Raw genomic sequence first — 21907 nt, 5'->3', positions numbered from 1 at the left:
AACGCACCAAACGGATGCAAGAATGCGACAGTTAGCCTATGCCTTCCAAAAATTTGCGTTAGTATGCATCAATCCAGATTAGATTGAAAAAGTGGGACACGCGTATGTCGCAGCAATACACGATTACCATAGCGCCCTTGGCAGAGCAGCATTTTGAGGCACTGGCACAGTTGACAGTGCGACCAGAGCAGGAAGAGTTTGCGGTGCCTGATGCCTTAGCGTTAGCGCAGCAGTTGGCGCCATCAGAGCGACCCTTTGTCATGTTACATAATGACCAGTTAGCAGGTTTTTTCTTTGTCGATCTTAACTACGCCGCACTGCATGACTTTTGTCCTGACAATGGCGCCGGGGTACGTATGGTGATGGTCGATCGAGCGTTTCAAGGTCAGGGCGTTGCCACGCAAGCGTTGACTCAGCTGCCGCAATGGATGCAGCGCTTTTATCCCGACATCGCAGTATTGTATCTCACTGTGAATTGTCGCAATCCTGGTGCTTATCGCTGCTACGAAAAGTGTGGCTACCAAGACACGGGGGCGCTCTATTCAGGTGGCCCGGTTGGCCCGCAGCATATCATGAGCTGTCTAATTCGTTAATTATTGTAATGAAAACAATACCTATCAGTGCGCTGTGCACTAAGATGAAATGTAGAAATCAGTAGAGTGTGAGTGCATATGTCTAATGAGGCGTTGCCACTACTAGAAATAGTGGATGAAGATAGCTTGTCTAAGGTGCTGGACAGCTTCTACGCGATGATTCCAGAGATGGCTTACCTTATGGATGATGCAGGGCAGGTTTTAGCGAAAGCGCGTACAAGTCCTAAGTGGCCAGCTGAAAAGCAGAGTTATCGACGTTCGGTGGACGTGGATGGCTGTCAGCCGTTTATGATTTGTGTGCTGGCTCATGATGAGTCAAACGGCGACTTGGGCTTACCAGCTGACAATATTAGCGCCCTATTAGATATCCTGGCGCAGTTGATTAGTCTAAAGGTGAGTGCAGCGCTGGCTAAATCCCAGCGCCGCTCACCAGTGCATGATGCCCCCTTCCAACTCAAAGACGTGTTACAAGCTTCCCCTATGGCCATTGGTTGGTCGAATTCTACCACCCGTGAAATCGAGTACATTAATCCCGCCTTTGAGCGCATGTTTGGTTACAGCTTGGCTGAAATTCCTACGCTAGGGGTTTGGTTTATGAAAGCTTTTCCGGATGAGCATTACCGAGAAACCGTGTTGATGCCTTGGTATGAGGAGAGCCATGAAGCACAAAAGCACGGCGACTTCAGTAAAACACGCCAGTTGGTCGTGACTTGCAAGGACGGTTCATTGCGTCATGTGATGCTGAATGTGACCTTTGTTGGGGAACGCCGGTTAGTCAATTTCAGTGATGTGACCGATTATTTCAACATCCATGAGCGCCTAGAGATTAACAACAAGTTACTGGAGATGGTCGCCAAGGGGGATAAGTTAAAAGACATCATGCTGGCATTGGTAGAGCATGTTGAATCCGAGTTGCCAGATGCCATTGCCAGTGTCTTGTTGATGGATGAAGAGCAACGCTTACGCAGTTATGTGGCCCCCAATCTTCCTAATAGTTACCTGAAGGCGATTGACGGTATTCCTCCTGGGCCGTCGCTCGGCTCTTGTGGCACCGCAGCTTATCGAAAAGAGCGCGTGGTGGTGGAAGATATTTATCAAAGCACTTACTGGAAAGGCTATACACACTTAGCGGATTTGGCGGCGGTTAAGGCATGCTGGTCAGATCCCATTTTATCAAGTTCGGGGGAGGTGCTTGGTACCTTTGCACTTTACTATCCCTACCCAGCAGCCCCTAGCGAACAAAGCCTAGAGTTGCTCAATTTTACCAGCAACTTAGCCAGTGTCGCGATCGAACACCGACGAGGGCTGCACGCGCTTGAAAAACGAGCCTACTATGATCATTTAACTGGGCTTTCTAATCGCGGCCATTTTTTTGAATGTGCTGGAAAAGCGTTAGAGGGCTTTACGGATGAACAGACCTTCTATTGCATGATCATGATGGATATTGACCACTTTAAGCAGGTTAATGATCGTTTTGGTCACAAAGCAGGGGATAAGGTACTGGTCAAGGTAGCGCAGGTGATGCTGAGTATTGTCGATGATGTGGACCTAGTGGGACGTATCGGCGGTGAAGAGTTTGCCATTATGCTGCCGGAGGTAACCAAACGGCAAGCGCGCGTTATTGCCGAGCAGATTTGCCAAGCTGTGGAGCAACTCCAAGTTGAGGTGAACGATGACCAAATCATCAAAGTAACCATGTCGGCTGGCATTGCGCAGTGCTGTGAAGAAGGCGAGTGTGCGATCAGTATTGACCGTTTGTTTGGGCGTGCGGATGAAGCGTTATACCTAGCGAAATCCCTAGGGCGCAATCGTGTAGAGGTGTTCTCTAAAGAGGAGCGTGAAAATGCCGCTCACCACCATGGCTAAAGGGCCAGAAATTTGCAGAGCATTGGTGAGGGCGTAACCTGCTGTTGGAATGCACAGTGTGATCAGCAATTCGATACTAAAGGGGGTATCCTGTAAGAACGCTTATTTAAGTTTCATAAGTAAACAAAGCGTTAAAAAGTCTTTGCGGGGATAGCAACACGAAGCAATGTGGGAGAGGAGGGGATACTGCGATTATAAGGCAAAGTGATAAAGCGCCTGTTAATGCAACAGGCGCCCACAGCTGCTTATGCGAATACGAAGTATTTGCGAACTGTTTCAACCACTTCCCAAGTACCTTTCATACCTGGTTCGATTACGAATACGTCACCACCTTTAAGGTGTTTTGGCTCTTCGCCTTCAGGCGTGATGATGCAGTAACCTTCTAGGAAGTGGCAGAATTCCCATTTGTCGTATTCAACTTCAAATTTGCCAGGAGTACAGATCCAAGTACCCATGATCTTGCTGCCATCTTCAGATAGGTAAGCGTTTAGGTTAACAGTGTGTGGTTCGCCTTCGATACGCTTCCATTTTGTTGCATCAACAACTGGAGTTGGGCAAGTTTCGCGCATTACAGTAATGAAATCAGACATGACAGTTCCATGTATTAGGTTAGAGATAATTCATTGTAGAGCTGTCGAGTGCATATGGGTTGTCTCGTTCCGACTAAAATTGGCGTAATTCGTGTCGTAATCTAGTGCTTGAATCAAGCTTGCTATGAATAACTCATGTACCCACTACAAAATTGTGATCCTATACTTTGTATTAGTACAAGTTTCTAAGCTGAGGAGATGCTAAATGAAACACACACTTGAAGGTTTATTTGGCAATCGTATCTTAGCGGTGGCTGGGGCTTACAAAGACGCAGAAGTGTCAGATGATATGGAAATCGCGATTTGTGGCGTCGAGTTCCGTTCTGATACGGAGTTGCATTTATCTTTGCCTAAAGGGCACCAATTACTCCCCGATCAGCTGATCACCATCCATCTCGATAATCGCACAGGTGTATCTGAGTACGATGCGGAGCTTAAGGTGTATCGTGGCTCTTTCAAAGGTCGGGTTGTTGAAACGCATGGCTTTTCTGTCACCGTGGTCGCCTTGGAGTATCAAGTGTTTTACGGTGCTTCGATTGTGAAACAATACCGCGCGCCGGATTATGCTTTCCCAGCGGATCGGCGCCCATTGCAAGCGCTCCCTATTTCGCCTTTACAAACCTTACCGGACATTGATGAGGCTGAGTCAGATAACAAAGTGGGGGTGTTGTTTAGCTACGCCATGGAGCAACCCCACTCGACTGTCATGGCCTTCCTATCAAGCAGTAACGACGATATTTTCTTTATCACCTTCAAGGGCACATTTAAGGAACAAGTTCTAAAACGGGAGACGCAGGCTTGTTTTGCCATCGATGGCCGTGCCAGCTTTACCTTTGAGCATGCGATTGAGTGGAATTACAGCATTGTCGCAGGCGAGGTGTATCAAATACCTAAGGGCAGTGCATTGTTTGAAAAAGTGCGTGAGCGCTTTATTGCCAAGAACCCATGGGAAGTTGGCTTCTTTAGTCACCCAGAGGTCGAAATGTTCCACCTGAAAGCGGAGCGGGTGATTTGTCCGACGCAAAAACGCTAACTCTATTGATTGAAAAGTAGTCAGTTTACGGTCATTGGGGTTGCTGTGAGCTGGCTATGTTGCAAAACGTAACTATTATTTTGTGTCATTTAATAGGTTAGAAGTTGCTAATTGTCGTAAATTGCATATTGATCCTGCGTCGGAGCCCCTCTGATGCTTAAAAATGACTAGCGTCAATATGACGCTATTTAAGTTAATCTATTAGCGACACTTTTTTGGGTGTTATAGCTCTGTTTGCGTCTTCCTTTCTTTTCCAGCCCCCACTGGCATCTCAAAAAAATGATCTAAATCAATATTTTTCAACAACTTTCATGTTAACAATAAGAAACATTGATTGATGGCCTGAATGGAAATCGGGTGTCGCTTGCGATGGTAATGCTTTACCTAATTGTCGCTTATTAGCTTTTGTTAATGTTAAAAGTGTGTAATTATGTAATCATTGTGTAAGAAAAGGTCGTAAGCAGGGTATACGACTGCTCCAATAGATGGTGGTGCATTGAATAGCGTATCGGGTCGCTTAGCCCTGACGTTATTTAAGGTACTTTTCGCGTCAACTTTGTGTTGTTCGCATTCAAAAGAAGAAAGGAACAAATTACATGAAAGGCATCCAAAACAAGTTCAAAACATTGCTTTCAACAGCAGTAGCAACAGCATGTTTGATGAGTGCAAGCGCTGATGCACTGACACTTCGTTTAGCAACGGATTCTGGTACTGCAGGTTCACCAGCAGGTGACGCCCTAAAAAAATGGGGTGAGCTGATTGAGCAGAAGTCTAACGGTGAAATTGAGACACGCGTTTTCTACCAAAACGAGCTAGGCGGTCAGCAAGAAGTGTTTGACCTTCACGTTGCTGGCGATGTAGACGTAATGTTGAACTGGCCTATGACGTCATACGACAAACGTATCGGCGTTATTTACACACCTTACATGACGCTTTCTTGGGATGAAGCGCTGAAAGCGTACAGCCCAGGTGGTTGGGTAAACAACATGCTTGGTGGCGTTTACCAAGACATCGGTTTGAAATTCTTCGGCCCTTGGCCTGAAGGCTTTAACGGCGTTGGCTCACGCGGTAAATACGCGCTGAATATCGAAGACGCTGACGGTCTTAAAGTACGTACTATGACGGTATTCCCAGCACCACAAACGATGCAAGCACTAGGTTACCAAACAGCGGCTATCGACTGGGGTGAAGTGTACACAGCACTACAAACAGGTGTTGTAGACGGTGAAGCCGGTAACGTTATCTACTGGGATTACGAGTACTTCCGTGACTCTCTAGATTACTACGTACAAACAAAACACTTCTTCATGACTGGTGTTCTTTCTATGAACTACGATTCTTGGGAAGGCATGACTGAAGAAGAGCAGAAAATTGTTCAAGAAGCAGCGACTGAAATCATGAACGATCAGTTCAAAGCAGCGAAAGAACAAGATGATCACTACATTGCCGAAGCTCAAAAAGCAGGCATGGAATACTTCGAGCCTAGCGATGAGCAAATTCGTGAGTTTGCTAAAGCTGCGCGCGAAAAAGTATGGCCACTAATGGATGATGAGATTGGCTCTGAGATCATGGATGTGATCCGCAAAAATGCTTCACCTTTATAAGCTCTATTGTTGAAGTAACTCCTTTTAGACCAGCCCCTTAGCGGGCTGGTTTTTTCTTAAACTGGAGCAATGATGTTTACGTTTTTTTCTAATATAGATAAACGTGTCGGTTGGCTATTGGAGGCAGCGGCATTCGTGTCGAGCCTATTAGTTGTCGGCCTGATGCTGTTTTTAGTATTAGCTCGCTATGTATTTGGTTGGTCGGTTGTCGGCTTGCTTGAGCTAATTATGCTGTTTGGTATGTGGTTGTATATGCTTGGCGGCCTGATTGCCAGTCGCCGTAATGAACACCTTGTGGTGGATTTTGTCGAACTTAAAATCACCGATGAGCGCATGAAACTGATGCATAAGGCTTTGATCTCATTGATCACTTTTGCTATCTGCGTGTTCTTTATCGTGTTGTCTTACCGTATGTTGGCGTGGGGCATGCGCCGCCCACAATCTTCTCCAGGTATGGGGATTCCTATCTGGATGCCGCAAGCGTCAATTATGTTGGCAGCGATTGGTTGTACTTGTTATGCACTGCGCGACTTTATTTGTTCCGTTGTCAATGTGCGTCGTTTAAGCAAAGAGGGTCAGTAGTATGGAAGGTTTAATTGCAGTTGGCCTGCTGATGCTATTGATGATCATCGGTGTGCCAGTCGCTTGGTCGTTTGCGGGTGTGTTGGCATACTTGGTGTATATCTACGATGCCAACTTGAATACCATGATGTTGCAAGGTTACCGTTCCTTAGATTCGGTGATTTTGATCGCGCTGCCATTGTTTGTGTTAACCGGTTACTTGATGCAAAGCGGTGGTATCGCTAAGCGGCTGGTGGACTTTATTGAGGTGATGATCGGCAAGCGACGTGGTGGTATGGGCGCGTCTATGGTCGTGGCATCGGGTATCTTCGGTGCCATCGCGGGTACTGCTACGGCAGCCGTTGCATCAATCGGTACCATCATGATTGGGCCGTTGGAGCAACGTGGTTACCCACGTGGCTATGCTTCGGCGCTATTAGGTATCTCTTCGTTGTTGGGTATCTTGATCCCACCATCGATCACCATGATCCTGTTTGCCGTGGTGACACGTCAGTCCGTGGCTGCTTGTTTTGCGGCATCGATTGGTCCAGCACTATTACTGATCATCGGCTTGATCATCGCCAACCGTTTCAGCGTTGGTCGCTTCTTTGATGAGATCAACAGTGCTGCAGCAGAAGGTATGGAAAAAGCACCGAGTAAAGCGCGTGCGACGCTACGTGCTTTCCCTGCCTTATCGTTGCCGATCATCATCTTAGGTGGTATCTACGGCGGTATCTTTACACCGACCGAAGCGGCTGCAGTGGCGGCTTTCGCGGCCATGATCATCGGCTTCTTTATCTACAAAGACCTAACAGTGAAACGTTTTTCAAGCAGTGTCATTTCGGCTGCTGAGACGACAGGTACGGTGATTCTGATCTTGCTATTTAGCTTTATGATCGGCCGTATCTTGGCCATGGAGCGTATTCCACAAGACCTAACGGAAATGGTTAGTACCTTGATTGAAAACCCTCTGCTGATCTTGATTGCGGTAAACATCTTCTTGATCATCGCCGGTATGATCATGGATGACGTATCCGTAACCGTGGTGGTGGCACCTTTGTTTATGCCGCTAATGGTCGAGAGTGGCGTGCATCCAGTGCACTTTGCCTCAATCGTGGCATGTTCTGTGGTAATCGGTGCCAACAGTCCGCCGGTTGCGCCGATTCTCTATATGGCGTGTCGAATCGGTCAGGTGTCGATTCACCGTACCGTGATGCCAGCGTTGGCGTTGATGGGCTTTGTGGCCATGCCAGTAATGTTGATTACGACCTTTGTGCCTGAGCTGTCTTTGTTCTTGCCACGTTTGCTTGGCTTCGTTTAAGTTAGTCTTTTAATAAATACGGCAATGAGAAAAGCCAGTCGCTCTTTGAGTGACTGGCTTTTTTGTTGTTTGACTGATTTATGAGTAAATTTTAAGGCAGAGTTTTTTTATAATCATGGCTGTAAAATGTCCTGATTTAGGGCGATCAAAATGAAGGAGTATTTTGATGATTAAAGCCACTCATATTCTCTGCGCCGGGCTACTGCTCACCAATGCGGCCCTCTGTCGGGCGCAGACCCTTGAGACAGAGAGCTATCAAGTCGAAGTCACCTCTTTGTGTCCAGAGGGGGAAGTTGTCTGTCAGCGCATGTCCTTTGCGTTGACAGTAAAAGCGTCTGGCCAGGTGCAGCAGCATGAGGGGAGGTCGCTATATCGCCTTTGTGCCGATGGCGAGATGCCGTGCCAATTTATAGGCTATCGCTTTCGTGATGATCAACGTTTATTTACTGTGTTTGAAAATGGCGTTTTAGAAGTGAATTGTGGTGCAGGCCTAGAAATCGTACGTGAACAAGGGCAGTGGCAATATTAATGGCCGACTAGACTTGTGATCTAAAGCGTTTCTCATTACGACATGTTCCTAGTTATTCTGTTCTGATTAAGGGGGATTTAACTCAGACCGCTTGAGGTGATTCGTTATGTAGTGGATTATATAGCGAAATTCTGGAGCCAGTTTTTGGGCTCCTATCATCATCGAAGGAGAGTGGAATGAACCTGATCAAACATATGCCATGGCTAGTCATTGCTGGTCTTGCGAGTCAGCCTGCCGTAGCGGATCAAGTGCACGCGGCCGTTGCCGCAAACTTTACTGGTGCGATGAAATCAGTGGTGGCGCAATTTGAAGCCGATAGCGGTCATGATGTGCTGCTGTCATTTGGTTCATCAGGTAAAATCTTAGCGCAAATTCAAAACGGCGCCCCTTACGAAGTGTTTTTATCTGCCGATCAAGCCAAACCTAAAAAGCTAGAAGAGGCTGGTGTCGTGGTGGAAGGTAGCCGCTTCACCTATGCCATTGGTGCGTTAGCCTTGTGGTCATCCCAGCCTGATTTCGTACAAAACGATTACGCTCGTTTAACCTCAGGAGAGTTCAATAAATTGTCGTTGGCCAACCCCAAGCTAGCCCCTTACGGTTTGGCTGCCACTGAGGTCTTGGAGGCGCTGGGCTTGACCGAAGCAACTCAGGATAAATGGGTACAAGGCGAGAACATCGCGCAAACTTACCAATTCGTTGCGACCGGTAATGCCAACCTTGGTTTTGTTGCACTGTCACAAATCATGTCGCAAGGTCATGTGACCGAAGGCTCTAGTTGGATTGTGCCGAGTGAGTTGTACAGCCCGATTCGCCAAGACGCGGTGCTATTGAAAAAGGGGCAAGACAATCTGGCGGCACGTGATTTGATGCTTTATCTGCAAAGCGATAAAGCTCAGGACATCATTCACACTTATGGTTACCAAACAGAGTAATTTGATATGTTCACTGAAGCGGATCTGGATGCAATTTGGTTAACCTTACGTTTGGCCACCACGGTAACCCTGCTGCTGTTGATTATCGGGACGCCCATCGCTTGGTGGTTGGCACGTACAGATTCTTGGTTAAAAGGCCCTATTGGTGCGGTGGTGGCGTTGCCGTTGGTATTGCCACCAACCGTGTTGGGCTTTTATATGCTGATTGCCATGGGGCCGAATGGCGTTATTGGTCAGCTGACCCAGCAGCTCGGGATTGGGCTGCTGCCATTCAGCTTTTGGGGGCTCGTACTGGCGTCGGTGGTGTACTCATTACCGTTTGTGGTGCAACCTATCCAAAATGCCATGCAAGCACTTGGAGATCGACCTATGGAAGTAGCGGCGACGCTCAGAGCTGGCCCTTGGCAGCGTTTCTTCTGTGTTGTATTGCCATTATCAAAACCAGGCTTTATTACTGCGGCGATTCTAGGCTTTGCCCACACGGTAGGGGAGTTTGGAGTAGTGTTGATGATTGGAGGCAATATTCCCCAAGAAACTCGAGTGGTATCGGTGCAAATCTATGACTATGTCGAAGCGATGGAATACGGCCAAGCTCATGTCTTGTCGGCTCTAATGGTGGGCTTTTCGTTTATCGTCTTACTTGGTGTGTACGGCTTCCAGCGTCAATCTGCGGGGATGTTGGGAGTGAAGTCATGATGTCAGAGTCAGCACCAAAAATTCATGCTCAGTTTCATCTCACGCGACAAAGCAAAGGGCTAGAACCCTTTGAACTCAAGGTGAGCACAGAGCTACCAAGCCAAGGCGTGACTGCGATTTTTGGGCATTCTGGTTCTGGGAAAACCACTTTTTTACGTTGTGTCGCCGGTTTGGAGCGGGCGCAATCGGGTTATCTCGAAGTACAAGGCCAAATTTGGCAAGGTCCTAAACAGTTCTTGCCAACCCATCAGCGCCCCCTTGGCTATGTGTTCCAAGAGTCGAGTTTGTTTGACCATTTGACTGCAATGGGGAATTTGAAATTTGCGATCAAACGCGCTGCAGCGCCGACCACGACAGAAGCTTTTGAGCGCATTGTGAGCTTGATGGGGATTGAGTCAATCTTAATGCGCTATCCGAATCAATTATCGGGCGGTGAACGGCAGCGGGTAGCGATAGCAAGAGCCCTGTTGATTCAGCCACGTATCCTGTTAATGGATGAGCCGTTAGCGTCGCTTGACAGTGCCCGTAAGCAGGAGATTCTGCCATATCTGGCCAAGTTACGCTCTAGCCTTGATATACCGATTCTGTACGTTAGTCACTCCGTCGATGAGATTGCCCAGTTAGCGGATCATGTGGTGGTGCTGGAAAGCGGTCATATGGTGGCGCAAGGGGCATTGTCGGAAGTCTTTGCACGAACAGATTTAAAGGCTCTGTCCGGCTTCGATACTGGTGCGGTGTGGCAAGGAGAGGTTGCTGAACGTGATGCACCTTGGCATCTGAGTAAAGTTGCCTGTGGTCAGGCCAGTCTCTGGGTGCGTGATGCGGGTGACCCTGTCGGCAGTGCCATGCGCTTACGCATTTTAGCACGCGATGTGAGCTTATCACGGTCTGTGAATGACGAGTCGAGCATCGTCAACCGTTTACCGGTTAGCATTCTGGAGATCACCCCAGACCAAGACGAAGCCATGGTGCTGATACGTTTACAGTGTGCAGAACAAATCTTACTGGCACGTTTGACCAAGCGTTCCCTCGACACCATGCAGCTGGCGGTTGGTCAGTCCCTGTGGGCGCAGATTAAATCGGTGGCGATTGTACGTTAAATGCAAGCGTGATTGCGTGACAATAAAGCCGACATTAGTCGGCTTTCATCAAAATCACACTAGGGGCTTTGAAGATTGCGGCTACCTGATCGTTACTCTGCAGCGCCAACTCGTGCAAGCTGGTGTTGGTGATCACCGCATTGAGGGTTTTGTTTTGCCCTAGATCGATGGTAATGTCGCTGTTGACGGCACCTTCAGTAATGCGCACGACTGAACCGATCAAGCGATTACGGGCGCTGGTGGCAAGGGTGGTCTCTTTGCTCAATAAAATTGAGCTTTCTGAGACCATGGCAATGGCTTGTTTACCGGCCCGCAAACCCAATTGCTCGGCACTGTCCCTGCTGATGATAGCCACCAAAGGCTGCACCGAACCAATATCTATGACCACCTCAGTATTGACCGCACCGTGTTCTAGGCTCACTACTTGGCCACGGAACTGATTGCGGACACTGGTCATCGCCTGTTCGGAACGAACGAAATTGGCAATATCCTCGAGGGAGTGAAGTTGCTCCCCTAAGCGTGCTAAAAACTGAGCATGTTCGTTCATTAAGGCCTGAAAGCCATCAATGATGCGTTCGCCCAAATGCGTCAGTTGTGTGCCACCGCCTTTCGCGCCACCGCTGGCGCGCAGGACCAAGGGCTCTGCCGATAAGTTATTCATGGCATCGATACGATCCCATGCAGTCTTATAGCTGATGCCCACTTCTTTGGCGGCTTTCGAGATGGAACCGGTCAGTTTGACAGCGCGCAGTAAATCAATTTGTTGTGCCGCAAAAGCACTGCTAGAGCCAGTTTGTAGGAAAAGGTTTCCCGTTAACTGGCCAGCAGTGCTCGGGGCACTCTGAGCGTTAGAATCAACCATCTTTGTTGATGATGGCGATAATGTCTTGCAGCGCCTGATCGGCTTGGTCGTTATCAATTTGGCAGGTGCCAGCGTTCAAATGGCCACCACCGCCATATTGTAGGCATAGCTCTCCTACGTTGGTGTTAGAGCTGCGATTTAGAATAGATTTACCAATGGCAAATACGGTGTTTTGCTGTTTCAGACCCCACATTTTGTGAATCGAAATATTGCAATCAGGATAAAGCGCGTAGATCACAAAACGGTTGGTGGTATAGATGGTCTCTTCGTTGAGTAGGTCGAGTACGACAAGATTGCCATGCACGCTGGCGCAACGCTGAATCTGCTCTTTGGCTTTGGCATCGTGTTCCATGTACAGGTCAACGCGTTCTTTGACGTCTTCTAGCGCCAAAATCTCTTCGATCGTGTGACTCTTACAGTAGTCGATCAATTGCATCATTAGTTGATAGTTGGAAATGCGAAACTCACGGAAACGACCCAAGCCAGTTCGCGCGTCCATAATGAAGTTGAGTAAAACCCAGCCGGTTGGGTTAAGCACTTCATCTTTGTTAAACTGTGCTGAATCCCCTTTGTCCACCGCATCCATCATTTCCTCAGAGATGTCTGGGAAGCGTTCTTTGCCGCCGTAATAATCGTACACAACACGCGCGGCAGAGGGTGCGTTCGGGTCAATGATGTGATTGTCGATATTACTGTCGTTACGAACGGTCTCACTTAAGTGGTGATCGAAGGCAAGATGGCAGCCAGCAACGTAAGGCAAGTTGGTGGTGATATCGTTTGCGTTGATGTCGACCTTACCATCCTGCATGTCTTTTGGGTGAACAAATAAGATGTCGTCAATTAGGTCTAAATCTTTCAATAGGACGGCACAAACCAAACCGTCAAAATCACTGCGAGTAACCAGTCGAAATTTTTCGCTGCTCATATTTACATCCCTACCTTGAAATCGATAACAGTGCTGATAAGTGTACCAGCGAATATTCTTCTCTGTGTGAAATTTAATGTAACGCTTTATTAATTGTGGCGCATGTTGAGTTTCATGATTTGGAACAAGGTGTTGTGATACATATGAGTCACTTTGATAAATAATAAGAATTATTATCAATATTTGATTCGTAAGGAAGTGTTATGAAATTCAAGCAGTTACTGGTGGCTGGTGCATTGATGGCGAGCCATGCCCAAGCGAACGAGCGTTTGGTGAGTTACGATCTTGGTAGTGTCGATACCTTGCGTGCGTTGCAAGCAACGGATCAAGTGGTGGGCCTGCCGAAACAGTCGTTGCCAGCTTATCTGTCTGAATTTTCAAATGAGCGATACACGGATGTGGGTGGTCTAAAAACACCCGACGCCGAGGCGGTGGCCAAGCTTGACCCCAGTCTAATTCTCATTACAGGTCGTCAAGGTGACAGTGGGCAAGCCCTAGCTAGCATTGCGCAAACACAAACCGTTGGGCTGCAAGAGGGGGCCTACTGGCCAGCACTGGAAAAGCATGTGATGAATTTGGCTACCCATGTGGAGAAACAGGAACAAGGCCAACAAGCGCTTCAAGCCTTAGCCAAAGAGCTGGCGGCGATGAAGCAGCAGCTGGCAGGTCAAGCGGTGTTGTCTGTGACTCATAACGCCGGTGGTTTTAGTGTGCGTCAGGACCCGATCGCCAGCGAGCTACTAGGCCTGACTCAAGTCGCTCTGTCCGAATCCGTAAAACCGATTCAACGTGGCACCCGTACCTTTCTGCCACTCTCTGTGGAGGACATTGCGTCTGTGAACCCCAAAGTCCTGTACGTTGTGGATCGCAGCCAAGCCATTGGTGAAACCGATCAAGCACTGAACGTAGAAGCTTTGCAGGTAAAGCTCAGTGAAATGGGCGCGCAAACCAAAGTGGCGTACCTTACGCCGGGCTTATGGTACTTATCGGGTAATGGCTTGGAGAGTGTGAAGCTGCAGGCGCAGGAGCTGGCTCAAGCACTATAACTGGCGTAGTAAACGGCGTTGTTGTAAGGGGGCGAAATGATTCGCCCCTTTTTTATAATAAAAATGGCATAATAACGGGGCATTTTATTTTAATTCGTTATGTTAACCAGCTAAGAGACATTCAATGGCCAGAGGTCGCCCCTCCAAAAAAGGTTTGATTGCCGACGCCGCCTTAAACCTATTCAAAGTTGCCGGTTACCAAGGCACCAGCATTGATCAAGTAGTGTTGGAGGCCGCTGTCTCAAAGCCAACTGTTTACAGTAACTTCCCCTCAAAATTGTTGTTGTGGCAAGAAGTATTGCGTCAGATTATCGCTCGCAGCGAACAACAGCTGGTCGCCCTTGAACACTCCCTCAAACAGGAATCGGCAGATTTTTCGTATGGTTGGGTCGCCATTTGGCAGGCCTGGTCAGACGCCGATGATCGCCTTGCTGCGTATCGTATTCATTGGGGGGAACAACATAAATTGAGTGCTGAGGAACAAGCCATGTTTGAGGTATTGGAGCAACATCTAGCCAATACTCTGGCCCGCTGGATGGCTTACCATAACGTTGCAGCGGAACAGCATTTCACTCTGTTTGCTGTGTCTCGCGAGGCCTGTTTATTGCCTGCCATTGCAAATCGTCCCAGCGATTGTGCCGATCTTGGGCAACTGATTGAGCAACTGATAAAAAGCTAAGCCTAGATTGAGCCAATTTGCCCCGTCGTTCGTATCGTTAGGGCAGTCATTACTGGAGGTCTTATGTTGCGACGTTTGCGTTACTTTCTATTCGCTGTTGTGTCTCTAACAAGCTTAACGGCTTGCTCCGTCAGCGCGCCAAAGGGTATTCAGCCTGTGACTCAGTTTGAGCTGACTGACTATTTAGGCACCTGGTATGAGATTGCCCGTTTAGATCATAGCTTCGAACAAGGCTTGAGCAATGTCACAGCGCAATACAGTCTGCGTGAAGACGGTGGTGTGAAAGTGATTAACCGTGGCTATGCAAAAGAAGAGCAAGCCTGGCAAGAAGCGGAAGGCAAAGCTTACTTCGTTCAAGACTCTGCAACAGGACATTTAAAAGTGTCCTTCTTTGGCCCTTTCTATGGCGCCTATGTGATTTTTAACCTTGATCAGGCGTATCAATACTCACTGGTATCGGGACCGGATCGCTCCTACTTTTGGTTACTGTCACGCACCCCAAGCTTGACTCCAGAAAAGCAAGCCGAACTCATTGCGAAGGCCAAGGCGGCAGGGTTTGCGACGGAACAGCTGATTTTTGTCGATCAAACCCTGAATCACGAGTAGTCCACGATGTTACGGATAATCCACCACATCATCGGCTTTACGTTTGAATACCCAGTATTTGGACAACAGGAAATTTAAGCAATGGCCGACAAAGATTCCTGGGATCATCGCCAAAACCGGCGCCAGGCTTAAGTGGGCGTATTGCTCATAAAAATCGCTGCGGATCGCCCACCAATACAGACCAATGTTCGGCAAAAGACCGAGTATCGAAGCAAAGGCGAATTGCGTGGCTTCCTTAAGCTTAGCGTCTAATGTGGCGTGCTCTTTAAAGGTGTAGAGCCGGTGACAGAGCCAATTGGTCAGTACCGCCAAAGCAAATGCGAGGACGCGAGCCCATATCAATGGGATGGCATCGGCCAATAGCCAAAGCACGACCACATCGACGGCAAAGCTAACTTGCCCCACCACACTGAACTGAAAGAACTGCAAGATAGTAGATTTCATACCCCATACTAGACGGCTGCCGATGACAGCTTGATGACGAGGCTACTTTTCGAGACGTGCGGCCAGTAAGGCAAAGACGCTGCCCATACCACAGACGAAAAGCACCAATCCGACTAGGCCGTATAGGCCAAATAGGGTAATCATGGCGGCATAGCTTGGTGGCCCAACGGTTGCTCCTAGGTTGCCAAGCTGGGCGATCAGGCCATAGCCGTTGGCTTGTTCTGCACTGTTACGGGCAAGGCGTGGCACCATGGCAAGTGCCGCTCCAGGTATCAGCCCTGCACAGAGCACCATTTCCCCTACAATGATGGAAAATAACAGCGGTGAGGCAAAGTCTTGAGCGAGGACCAAGCCTCCTAGCGCCAATCCTGCGTAAGCCAGCTGAGCAACACGCTGTGGGCGCAGGACATATTGTGACAAAGTTCCTGCCAAAAAAGTGCCTGCGGTGCTGAGTAAGGGCAGCAGTACCTGCATGATCGGGCGTAGCGCGTCAGAGCTGATAAAGTTTGGAATATAGGTCAGTAGTGAGACCAAGGTGCTGGTATAAAAGACAAAGATTAACCCTGGCAACAAGGTCTGTGGGGTGCGATAAATATTAACCATTTTTTGCCAGTAGCTGTCTTGGTTAGGCACTGGGGCATCCGAAAAACGGCTTTCATCCTTCTCAAGCAACAGCAGCAGCGCAATGATCATGACACTGATGAATACGCCGTGGGCAAAGTACAAACCGTTGAGATCAAAAGCGGCGATCAAAGGCTGACCAAACAGACCCGCTAGGGCAAAGGCAACCCCAAAGAAGGTGCCCCAAATCCCCATGGTGATGGAGCGATGTTGTGGCGCACTGAGCCGAGCAATCATGGTTGGAGCAGCAACCACGACCCCTAATTGAGAAAAGCCTTCCAATACACGGGTCGCCATGACGATTTCAAAGCTGGGTAAAGTCGACTGAATAAAAGAGAGGGTCGCGCCTAACAATAAGGCACCGAGTAATACTTTGCGGTAACCAATCTTACCCGCCATCAAGCCCGCGGTGACACCAAAGATCAAGCCAATGATACCGACCACAGAAATAGCCGCCCCCGTCCAAGTGGGACCGGCTTGGTAATAGGTCAATAATTCATTATAGGAAACCGAGAACTTGGCAAATTGCATGGCCGCACTGATGCCTGCAAACCACAGCAAAAAGACTTCTAGCCATGCGGTTTGAGTGGGTTCTTTGGGTGTTACTGCGGCATTCGCCATACACAATCCTTTTGCTCGATCTTGCTGCCAAACTGGGCGCTAAACGTGTGCTATTGTAATCCGTTCGGTCAGCTTTTATTAGTCTTGATCTTTTCTCACTATACTGAAGCTAAGAACGGCTGACCCATTTTGTAAACATCTTTGCGCTATTTTGGTCTTTGTCACCCTAGGCTGTTTTGCCACTATGAAGCGACTTGACCATCTTGGAGTGTGATATGTCAGAGCAGGGCAATAATAACAACCATTACCCGAATCTATTTCGCCCCTTAGAACTGGGCTTTACCACTTTAAAGAATCGTATTCTGATGGGCTCCATGCACACGGGGCTGGAAGAAAAGGACCACACGGGCGATCGCTTGGCTGCGTTTTATGGAGCACGCGCCCGTGGTGGCGTGGGTTTGATCGTCACAGGCGGCTACAGTCCTAATGCGGAAGGCTCACCTTATCCGTTTCCCTATCAGCCTCTTAACCCTCTTGTACATCGAAAAATTACTCAAGCCGTGCATGATGAAGGGGGCAAGATCTGTCTGCAAATCCTTCATACAGGGCGTTACGCGTTCCATCCTAATCTTGTGGCGCCCTCGGCCATCACCGCACCCATCAATCGTTTTACGCCTAGTGCGCTAAGCAAAGAAGGTATTGAAAAGCAGATTCAGGATTTTGTCGATAGCGCCTTGTTTGCTCGCAACACTGGCTATGACGGGGTCGAAATCATGGCCTCAGAAGGGTATCTGCTCAACGAATTTATTGTTAAACACACCAACCAGCGTGACGATGATTGGGGTGGTGATTATCACAATCGCATCCGCTTTCCGGTGGAAATTGTGCGTCGTATTCGTGAAACCGTGGGCGAAGACTTTATTCTGATCTTTCGTTTGTCCATGTTGGACTTGGTTGAACAAGGTTCAACCTTTGAGGAGATTGTTGCCTTGGGGCAGGCAGTAGAACAAGCGGGGGCAACGCTTATTAATACTGGCATTGGCTGGCACGAGGCGCGTATCCCGACCATCGCCACCTGTGTTCCGCGGGCTGGCTTTAGCTGGGTGACTAAAGCTTTTAAAGCGCATTTTTCGATTCCGGTTGTGGCGACCAACCGGATCAATACCCCAGACATCGCCGAGCAGGTGCTGGCAGAAGACTGCGCCGATATGGTGTCCATGGCGCGACCCTTTTTGGCCGATGCCGATTTTGTTAATAAAGCAGAGCAGGGGCAAAGTGAGCGCATCAATACCTGCATCGGCTGTAACCAAGCCTGTCTTGATCATGTGTTTGAAGGCAAGGTAGCGAGCTGTCTGGTGAATCCCTTTGCCTGTCATGAAACCGAATTACTGCTGATGCCAGCAGAGACACCGCAGAAAATTGCAGTGGTCGGCGCAGGTCCAGCCGGCATGGCCGCAGCTTTAACTGCCGCGAAACGCGGGCTTCAAGTGACCTTGTTTGATGCCAGTGACCATATTGGAGGGCAATTTAATATTGCCAAAACCATTCCAGGTAAAGCCGAGTTCTCCGAAACCCTCAGGTATTTTGCACAGCAACTGAAAGAATATGGTGTTGCACTGCGTCTAAATACTAAAGTGACGGCAAACCTACTCAATGAATTGGATGTCGATCACGTCCTGCTAGCCACGGGGATACGTCCACGAACGCCCGAAATAGAAGGTATTGATCATGCGAAAGTGCTGACCTACTTAGATGTGCTTAAGTATGGCAAGCCTGTGGGAGACAAGGTCGCCATCATTGGTGCGGGAGGTATCGGCTTTGATACCGCAGAGTTCTTATTGTCTGGTATTCACAGTGACCAAGATGTGGCGCACTTTGCGCGACAGTGGGGCATTGACCAATCTTGGCAGCATCGGGGTGGTGTGCGAACACCTGAACCAAGTACAGAGCGTCATCGTACGGTTTACTTATTACAGCGTAAACCCAGCAAAGTGGGGGCCGGCTTAGGTAAAACCACCGGCTGGATACACCGAGCCCATTTAAAACAACAGGGTGTTGAGATGCTCTCGGCTTGTCAGTATCAACGTATCGATGATGATGGGCTGTGGTTTGAACGAGACGGCCAAAGCCACTGCTTAGAGGTAGATCAGGTGATTGTCTGTGCGGGGCAAGAACCTGAACGTGCGCTAGTAGAAGGATTACAAAAGCCTTTCACCTTAATCGGTGGGGCCGATGTGGCCAAAGAACTGGATGCCAAACGCGCCATAGCGCAAGGCACCAAGGTGGCGATGACTTTATAGAGGATACGAGACTGTCCTCTAGCAGTAACTATTTATTGGAGGACAGATTATGAAAGCGTTAACCTTAGCCAGCGCACTGACATTGGGTACGTTAGCCATCACACCTCAAGCCTCTGCAGAGCAACAGACTATGATTGCGGCGGGCGGTTGTTTCTGGTGTGTGGAATCGGACTTTGAAAGTGTTGAAGGCGTGATTGATGTGGTTTCCGGCTATACCGGCGGTCATGTAGCGAACCCGACTTACCAACAGGTATCGGGCAAGAAAACCGGCCACTACGAAGCGGTGAAGATTACCTTTGATGATGAGATTGTCAGCCTACGGGAGCTAACCGAATACTACTGGCGCACCATTGACCCAACCGATGCCAGTGGCCAGTTTTGTGATAAAGGCGAGCCTTATCGCACAGGCTTGTTTTACCAAAACGAAGAGCAACGTCAGGTGTTTGCCGCATCAAAAGCTCAGGTGATCGAGAGTAAACCGTTTGCGGGTGATATTGTTACCGAAATTATGCCCGCCAAAGAGTTCTACTTGGCCGAGGACTACCATCAGGATTATTACTTGAAAAACAACCTGCGCTACAAGTTCTACCGCTATAACTGCGGTCGTGATAGTCGTATCGAAGACCTTTGGGGCGAAGTAGCCAGTAAGCAGTATCACTAGCCTTCTAAACCCCCTCCCAGCCTTGGTAAGGGGGAGGAGCCTGAGCTGCTGAGACTGAGATAGCTCGCGTTCCTTCCCCTTGTGTCTTTAAGGGGAAGGTTAGGATGGGGTTACAAAAACTGAATTTAAAAGCGCGCCAATCAAACGTTTAGGATTCTGCTAAGAATTTTTCTGATGGCTATTTATTAGCCAATAAAGTGATACAATAGTGCTACTTTTGACTATTTCTTTGGAGCAGATCAGATGAAGGTCGAGTTAGTGACTTCTTTAAAACGCCAAGCGACTAAAATTCTTGCAGATCTTCACGAGTCAAAAGAACCTGTTTTGATTACGGAGCATGGCAAGCCATCTGCTTACCTAGTCGATGTTGAAGACTATGAGTTTATGCAAAACCGCCTCGCCATTTTAGAAGGGATTGCACGTGGTGAGCGCGCGTTTGCAGAAGGAAAAACCTCTACTCACGAAGAAGCCAAGGAAAAGATGGCGAAATGGCTAAAATAGTTTGGACGGATCCAGCTCTATCAGATTTAAATGAGGTAGCCGAATACATCGCTTTAGAGAACGAGGCAGCCGCCAAAGCCTTGGTTCAGCGAGTCTTCTCTATCGTTGAACGCTTAGCAAATTTCCCTGAGTCGGGGCGAATCCCACCAGAGTTAAACCATTTATCCTATCGCGAAGTTGTGGTTCCACCTTGCCGAGTGTTCTACAAATATGAAACTGATCAAGTGCTGATATTATTTCTAATGCGTCAAGAGCGTGATTTGCGCAATTTTCTCATTAGCCAGTAATCCTTTTCCTTAGGCCTTATCGCTCGCAAATCCCGTCCACAAAGGTTAAGCTTCGCGCCCTTGTATCATCCAATTGAGTAACCTAATGAATTTTGAGTCCCTAGGATTAGACGCGCGCATTTTGAAAGCCTTGCAAGAGAAGGGCTATACCTCTCCAAGTCCCATCCAGCAACAGGCCATTCCGGTAGTGTTGTCGGGTCAAGACTTGATGGCAGCGGCGCAAACGGGGACAGGTAAAACCGCGGGTTTTACCTTGCCGATGCTGCAAAATTTATTAGGTGGTCAAGGGGCGCGTAATAACCAGGTGCGTGCTCTGGTGCTGACGCCGACGCGAGAGTTAGCGCAACAGGTAGCGGATAACGTGTCTCTATACAGCAAGCATTTGCCGCTTAAAAGTGCGGTAGTGTACGGCGGTGTGAAGATTAACCCACAGATGCAGAAGCTTCGTGGTGGCGCGGATGTGTTGGTGGCAACACCAGGACGTTTGTTGGATTTGTACCAGCAAAATGCCTTGAAACTGGATCGTTTGGAAATCCTCGTCTTGGACGAAGCGGACCGTATGCTGGATATGGGCTTTATCCACGATCTGAAGAAAATCGTCGCGCTGATTCCAAAAAAACGTCAGACACTGCTGTTTTCAGCAACTTTCTCTGATCCGATCAAGGAGCTGGCCGAACGATTTGTAACCGACCCTGAAGAAGTCTCTGTGTCGCCAGCGAACACTAAAGCGGCGACCATCAGTCATCAGGTATTTGAAGTCGATAAGCCAAACAAGACCAAGCTTTTGATTCATTTAGTGAAGCAAGAAGGCTGGCGTCAGGTGTTGGTGTTCTCGAAAACCAAACACGGTGCCAACCGCATTGCGCGTATGTTAAACGCAAAAGACATCAGCGCGGCGGCGATTCATGGTGATAAGAGCCAAAATGCTCGGACCAAAGCCTTGGCCGATTTCAAATCGGGTGCGGTGCAGGTATTGGTGGCAACGGACATCGCTGCCCGCGGTATCGATATTAGCCAGCTGCCGTATGTGGTGAACTTTGATCTGCCAAAAGTGCCTGAAGACTATGTACACCGAATTGGTCGTACTGGCCGTGCGGGTGAAACCGGTCACGCCGTGTCGTTTGTCACCGAAGAAGATATCCGCGAGTTATTTGCCATTGAGCGTGTCATCGGTGAATTGATTGAGCGTCATGTGGATGCCGCTTTCCCGCCTGCAGCACGATTGCAAGCGTCTAAATTAGACACCCGTCCGATTAAGCCAAAGAAACCAAAAAAACCGAAGCAGCCAAAAACCGATCAGGTTCAGGCAGCCGATGCGCAAACGAAAGAGATTGCTAGCAACAAACCCGCGTCGCGTAAACCTGCAGCCAGAAAGCCACAAGGTCAGGGCGCAAAAGGTCGATCACCACAATCAGGGGCTGGTAAACCTCGCCAAGGCTCAGGTAATAAGCCAGCTCAAACGCCTAAAAAACCAGCAGAGCAAGCACCAAGTACCACTCGAGCACCACGTAAGCGTGTGCGCCCGAACCGCAATGACAGTGCTTCTTAGGGAATGCTCGATGTCGTATTTGGCATGTGAAATACGCCAA

General features: G+C 48.6%; 23 protein-coding genes. 18 read left to right on the top strand and 5 right to left on the bottom strand.

All coding sequences use genetic code 11. From position 1 onward, the window contains the following. Nucleotides 1-104: 104 nt before the first annotated feature. Nucleotides 105-593, top strand: coding sequence for a GNAT family N-acetyltransferase (locus MAQ5080_RS08320; protein ID WP_067208739.1), 489 nt, complete (start codon nucleotides 105-107; stop codon nucleotides 591-593). Nucleotides 594-671: 78 nt separating this feature from the next. Then, nucleotides 672-2459 (top strand): bifunctional diguanylate cyclase/phosphodiesterase, encoded by a 1788-nt coding sequence (locus MAQ5080_RS08315; protein WP_082861063.1) that lies wholly within the window; start codon nucleotides 672-674, stop codon nucleotides 2457-2459. Nucleotides 2460-2704: 245 nt separating this feature from the next. Here the strand turns inward: MAQ5080_RS08315 and MAQ5080_RS08310 are convergent, their stop codons facing one another. After that, the gene (locus tag MAQ5080_RS08310; protein ID WP_067036007.1) at nucleotides 2705-3049 is read right to left on the bottom strand and encodes a cupin domain-containing protein; all 345 of its coding nucleotides are present in this window, start codon (nucleotides 3047-3049) and stop codon (nucleotides 2705-2707) included. Between the two features lie 205 nt (nucleotides 3050-3254). On the opposite strand from MAQ5080_RS08310, the gene MAQ5080_RS08305 reads away from it, so the two are divergent. The 8 genes from MAQ5080_RS08305 to modC all read left to right on the top strand — a co-directional run bounded on the left by MAQ5080_RS08305 (nucleotide 3255) and on the right by modC (nucleotide 10825). Further along, entirely contained in the window at nucleotides 3255-4082 is an 828-nt protein-coding gene (locus tag MAQ5080_RS08305; RefSeq protein ID WP_067208744.1) for a hypothetical protein, read from the top strand. 596 nt (nucleotides 4083-4678) lie between these two features. Continuing rightward, the gene (gene dctP / locus MAQ5080_RS08300; RefSeq protein ID WP_067208747.1) at nucleotides 4679-5686 is read left to right on the top strand and encodes a TRAP transporter substrate-binding protein DctP; all 1008 of its coding nucleotides are present in this window, start codon (nucleotides 4679-4681) and stop codon (nucleotides 5684-5686) included. Nucleotides 5687-5755: 69 nt separating this feature from the next. Next, a complete protein-coding gene (locus MAQ5080_RS08295; protein WP_067208751.1) occupies nucleotides 5756-6268 on the top strand; it encodes a TRAP transporter small permease in 513 nt (170 codons plus the stop codon). Nucleotide 6269: 1 nt separating this feature from the next. Next, on the top strand, nucleotides 6270-7568 hold the full coding sequence (locus tag MAQ5080_RS08290) for a TRAP transporter large permease (protein ID WP_067208755.1): 1299 nt from the start codon (nucleotides 6270-6272) through the stop codon (nucleotides 7566-7568). A 166-nt stretch (nucleotides 7569-7734) separates the two neighbouring features. Beyond that, on the top strand, nucleotides 7735-8097 hold the full coding sequence (locus tag MAQ5080_RS08285) for a hypothetical protein (protein ID WP_082861064.1): 363 nt from the start codon (nucleotides 7735-7737) through the stop codon (nucleotides 8095-8097). A 176-nt stretch (nucleotides 8098-8273) separates the two neighbouring features. Next, nucleotides 8274-9029: a molybdate ABC transporter substrate-binding protein gene (modA, locus tag MAQ5080_RS08280; RefSeq protein WP_067208758.1), complete on the top strand. Its 756-nt coding sequence runs from the start codon at nucleotides 8274-8276 to the stop codon at nucleotides 9027-9029. 6 nt (nucleotides 9030-9035) lie between these two features. Further along, nucleotides 9036-9725: a molybdate ABC transporter permease subunit gene (gene modB / locus MAQ5080_RS08275; protein WP_067208761.1), complete on the top strand. Its 690-nt coding sequence runs from the start codon at nucleotides 9036-9038 to the stop codon at nucleotides 9723-9725. Then, nucleotides 9722-10825, top strand: coding sequence for a molybdenum ABC transporter ATP-binding protein (gene modC, locus MAQ5080_RS08270; protein WP_197464594.1), 1104 nt, complete (start codon nucleotides 9722-9724; stop codon nucleotides 10823-10825). The genes modB and modC overlap by 4 nt, the downstream gene beginning before the upstream one ends. Before the next feature lie 34 nt (nucleotides 10826-10859). On the opposite strand, the gene MAQ5080_RS08265 is transcribed toward modC, so the two are convergent. Next, entirely contained in the window at nucleotides 10860-11687 is an 828-nt protein-coding gene (locus MAQ5080_RS08265; protein WP_067208764.1) for a TOBE domain-containing protein, read from the bottom strand. Then, complete coding sequence (locus MAQ5080_RS08260) at nucleotides 11680-12612, bottom strand: DHH family phosphoesterase (RefSeq protein WP_067208767.1); 933 nt, start codon at nucleotides 12610-12612, stop codon at nucleotides 11680-11682. Before MAQ5080_RS08260 ends, MAQ5080_RS08265 begins: the two co-directional genes overlap by 8 nt. 203 nt (nucleotides 12613-12815) lie before the next feature. On the opposite strand from MAQ5080_RS08260, the gene MAQ5080_RS08255 reads away from it, so the two are divergent. The 3 genes from MAQ5080_RS08255 to MAQ5080_RS08245 all read left to right on the top strand — a co-directional run bounded on the left by MAQ5080_RS08255 (nucleotide 12816) and on the right by MAQ5080_RS08245 (nucleotide 14943). Beyond that, the gene (locus MAQ5080_RS08255; protein ID WP_067208770.1) at nucleotides 12816-13658 is read left to right on the top strand and encodes an ABC transporter substrate-binding protein; all 843 of its coding nucleotides are present in this window, start codon (nucleotides 12816-12818) and stop codon (nucleotides 13656-13658) included. 124 nt (nucleotides 13659-13782) lie between these two features. After that, a complete protein-coding gene (locus tag MAQ5080_RS08250) occupies nucleotides 13783-14337 on the top strand; it encodes a TetR/AcrR family transcriptional regulator (RefSeq protein WP_067208773.1) in 555 nt (184 codons plus the stop codon). 63 nt (nucleotides 14338-14400) lie between these two features. Continuing rightward, nucleotides 14401-14943 carry a lipocalin family protein gene (locus MAQ5080_RS08245; RefSeq protein WP_067208776.1) on the top strand — a complete coding sequence of 181 codons (543 nt, stop codon included), beginning with the start codon at nucleotides 14401-14403 and terminating at the stop codon, nucleotides 14941-14943. Nucleotides 14944-14952: 9 nt separating this feature from the next. Here MAQ5080_RS08245 and MAQ5080_RS08240 read toward each other — a convergent pair whose 3' ends face one another. Next, the gene (locus MAQ5080_RS08240; protein ID WP_067208778.1) at nucleotides 14953-15387 is read right to left on the bottom strand and encodes a GtrA family protein; all 435 of its coding nucleotides are present in this window, start codon (nucleotides 15385-15387) and stop codon (nucleotides 14953-14955) included. A gap of 42 nt (nucleotides 15388-15429) precedes the next feature. Beyond that, nucleotides 15430-16629: an MFS transporter gene (locus MAQ5080_RS08235; protein WP_067208781.1), complete on the bottom strand. Its 1200-nt coding sequence runs from the start codon at nucleotides 16627-16629 to the stop codon at nucleotides 15430-15432. 215 nt (nucleotides 16630-16844) lie between these two features. Here MAQ5080_RS08235 and MAQ5080_RS08230 point away from each other — a divergent pair, with 215 nt between their 5' ends. The 5 genes from MAQ5080_RS08230 (at nucleotide 16845) to MAQ5080_RS08210 (ending at nucleotide 21867) form a co-directional block, all read left to right on the top strand. Beyond that, entirely contained in the window at nucleotides 16845-18869 is a 2025-nt protein-coding gene (locus MAQ5080_RS08230; RefSeq protein ID WP_067208784.1) for an NADPH-dependent 2,4-dienoyl-CoA reductase, read from the top strand. A gap of 49 nt (nucleotides 18870-18918) precedes the next feature. Then, nucleotides 18919-19530 (top strand): peptide-methionine (S)-S-oxide reductase MsrA, encoded by a 612-nt coding sequence (gene msrA / locus MAQ5080_RS08225; protein WP_067208788.1) that lies wholly within the window; start codon nucleotides 18919-18921, stop codon nucleotides 19528-19530. A 243-nt stretch (nucleotides 19531-19773) separates the two neighbouring features. Beyond that, nucleotides 19774-20031, top strand: coding sequence for a type II toxin-antitoxin system Phd/YefM family antitoxin (locus tag MAQ5080_RS08220; RefSeq protein WP_067208791.1), 258 nt, complete (start codon nucleotides 19774-19776; stop codon nucleotides 20029-20031). Next, the gene (locus MAQ5080_RS08215) at nucleotides 20019-20318 is read left to right on the top strand and encodes a type II toxin-antitoxin system RelE/ParE family toxin (protein ID WP_067332959.1); all 300 of its coding nucleotides are present in this window, start codon (nucleotides 20019-20021) and stop codon (nucleotides 20316-20318) included. The genes MAQ5080_RS08220 and MAQ5080_RS08215 overlap by 13 nt, the downstream gene beginning before the upstream one ends. Before the next feature lie 85 nt (nucleotides 20319-20403). Beyond that, the gene (locus MAQ5080_RS08210) at nucleotides 20404-21867 is read left to right on the top strand and encodes a DEAD/DEAH box helicase (protein WP_067208794.1); all 1464 of its coding nucleotides are present in this window, start codon (nucleotides 20404-20406) and stop codon (nucleotides 21865-21867) included. Nucleotides 21868-21907: the final 40 nt, after the last annotated feature.

It is taken from the genome of Marinomonas aquimarina, from assembly GCF_900089755.1.
Taxonomy (GTDB): domain Bacteria; phylum Pseudomonadota; class Gammaproteobacteria; order Pseudomonadales; family Marinomonadaceae; genus Marinomonas; species Marinomonas aquimarina.
Note: the sequence above shows the minus strand (reverse complement) of the source record. Positions and strands in the feature narration are given on the sequence as shown.

Bases quoted from the DNA above. Each gene is read 5' to 3' on its own strand.
- MAQ5080_RS08240 (WP_067208778.1), bottom strand. From the start codon at position 15,387: ATGAAATCTACTATCTTGCAGTTCTTTCAGTTCAGTGTGGTGGGGCAA.
- MAQ5080_RS08245 (WP_067208776.1), top strand. From the start codon at position 14,401: ATGTTGCGACGTTTGCGTTACTTTCTATTCGCTGTTGTGTCTCTAACA.
- MAQ5080_RS08220 (WP_067208791.1), top strand. From the start codon at position 19,774: ATGAAGGTCGAGTTAGTGACTTCTTTAAAACGCCAAGCGACTAAAATT.
- dctP (WP_067208747.1), top strand. From the start codon at position 4,679: ATGAAAGGCATCCAAAACAAGTTCAAAACATTGCTTTCAACAGCAGTA.
- MAQ5080_RS08320 (WP_067208739.1), top strand. From the start codon at position 105: ATGTCGCAGCAATACACGATTACCATAGCGCCCTTGGCAGAGCAGCAT.
- MAQ5080_RS08235 (WP_067208781.1), bottom strand. From the start codon at position 16,629: ATGGCGAATGCCGCAGTAACACCCAAAGAACCCACTCAAACCGCATGG.
- MAQ5080_RS08285 (WP_082861064.1), top strand. From the start codon at position 7,735: ATGATTAAAGCCACTCATATTCTCTGCGCCGGGCTACTGCTCACCAAT.
- MAQ5080_RS08255 (WP_067208770.1), top strand. From the start codon at position 12,816: ATGAAATTCAAGCAGTTACTGGTGGCTGGTGCATTGATGGCGAGCCAT.
- MAQ5080_RS08260 (WP_067208767.1), bottom strand. From the start codon at position 12,612: ATGAGCAGCGAAAAATTTCGACTGGTTACTCGCAGTGATTTTGACGGT.
- MAQ5080_RS08230 (WP_067208784.1), top strand. From the start codon at position 16,845: ATGTCAGAGCAGGGCAATAATAACAACCATTACCCGAATCTATTTCGC.
- MAQ5080_RS08315 (WP_082861063.1), top strand. From the start codon at position 672: ATGTCTAATGAGGCGTTGCCACTACTAGAAATAGTGGATGAAGATAGC.
- modB (WP_067208761.1), top strand. From the start codon at position 9,036: ATGTTCACTGAAGCGGATCTGGATGCAATTTGGTTAACCTTACGTTTG.
- MAQ5080_RS08210 (WP_067208794.1), top strand. From the start codon at position 20,404: ATGAATTTTGAGTCCCTAGGATTAGACGCGCGCATTTTGAAAGCCTTG.
- MAQ5080_RS08295 (WP_067208751.1), top strand. From the start codon at position 5,756: ATGATGTTTACGTTTTTTTCTAATATAGATAAACGTGTCGGTTGGCTA.
- modA (WP_067208758.1), top strand. From the start codon at position 8,274: ATGAACCTGATCAAACATATGCCATGGCTAGTCATTGCTGGTCTTGCG.
- MAQ5080_RS08310 (WP_067036007.1), bottom strand. From the start codon at position 3,049: ATGTCTGATTTCATTACTGTAATGCGCGAAACTTGCCCAACTCCAGTT.
- MAQ5080_RS08290 (WP_067208755.1), top strand. From the start codon at position 6,270: ATGGAAGGTTTAATTGCAGTTGGCCTGCTGATGCTATTGATGATCATC.
- modC (WP_197464594.1), top strand. From the start codon at position 9,722: ATGATGTCAGAGTCAGCACCAAAAATTCATGCTCAGTTTCATCTCACG.
- MAQ5080_RS08305 (WP_067208744.1), top strand. From the start codon at position 3,255: ATGAAACACACACTTGAAGGTTTATTTGGCAATCGTATCTTAGCGGTG.
- MAQ5080_RS08265 (WP_067208764.1), bottom strand. From the start codon at position 11,687: ATGGTTGATTCTAACGCTCAGAGTGCCCCGAGCACTGCTGGCCAGTTA.
- MAQ5080_RS08215 (WP_067332959.1), top strand. From the start codon at position 20,019: ATGGCTAAAATAGTTTGGACGGATCCAGCTCTATCAGATTTAAATGAG.
- MAQ5080_RS08250 (WP_067208773.1), top strand. From the start codon at position 13,783: ATGGCCAGAGGTCGCCCCTCCAAAAAAGGTTTGATTGCCGACGCCGCC.
- msrA (WP_067208788.1), top strand. From the start codon at position 18,919: ATGAAAGCGTTAACCTTAGCCAGCGCACTGACATTGGGTACGTTAGCC.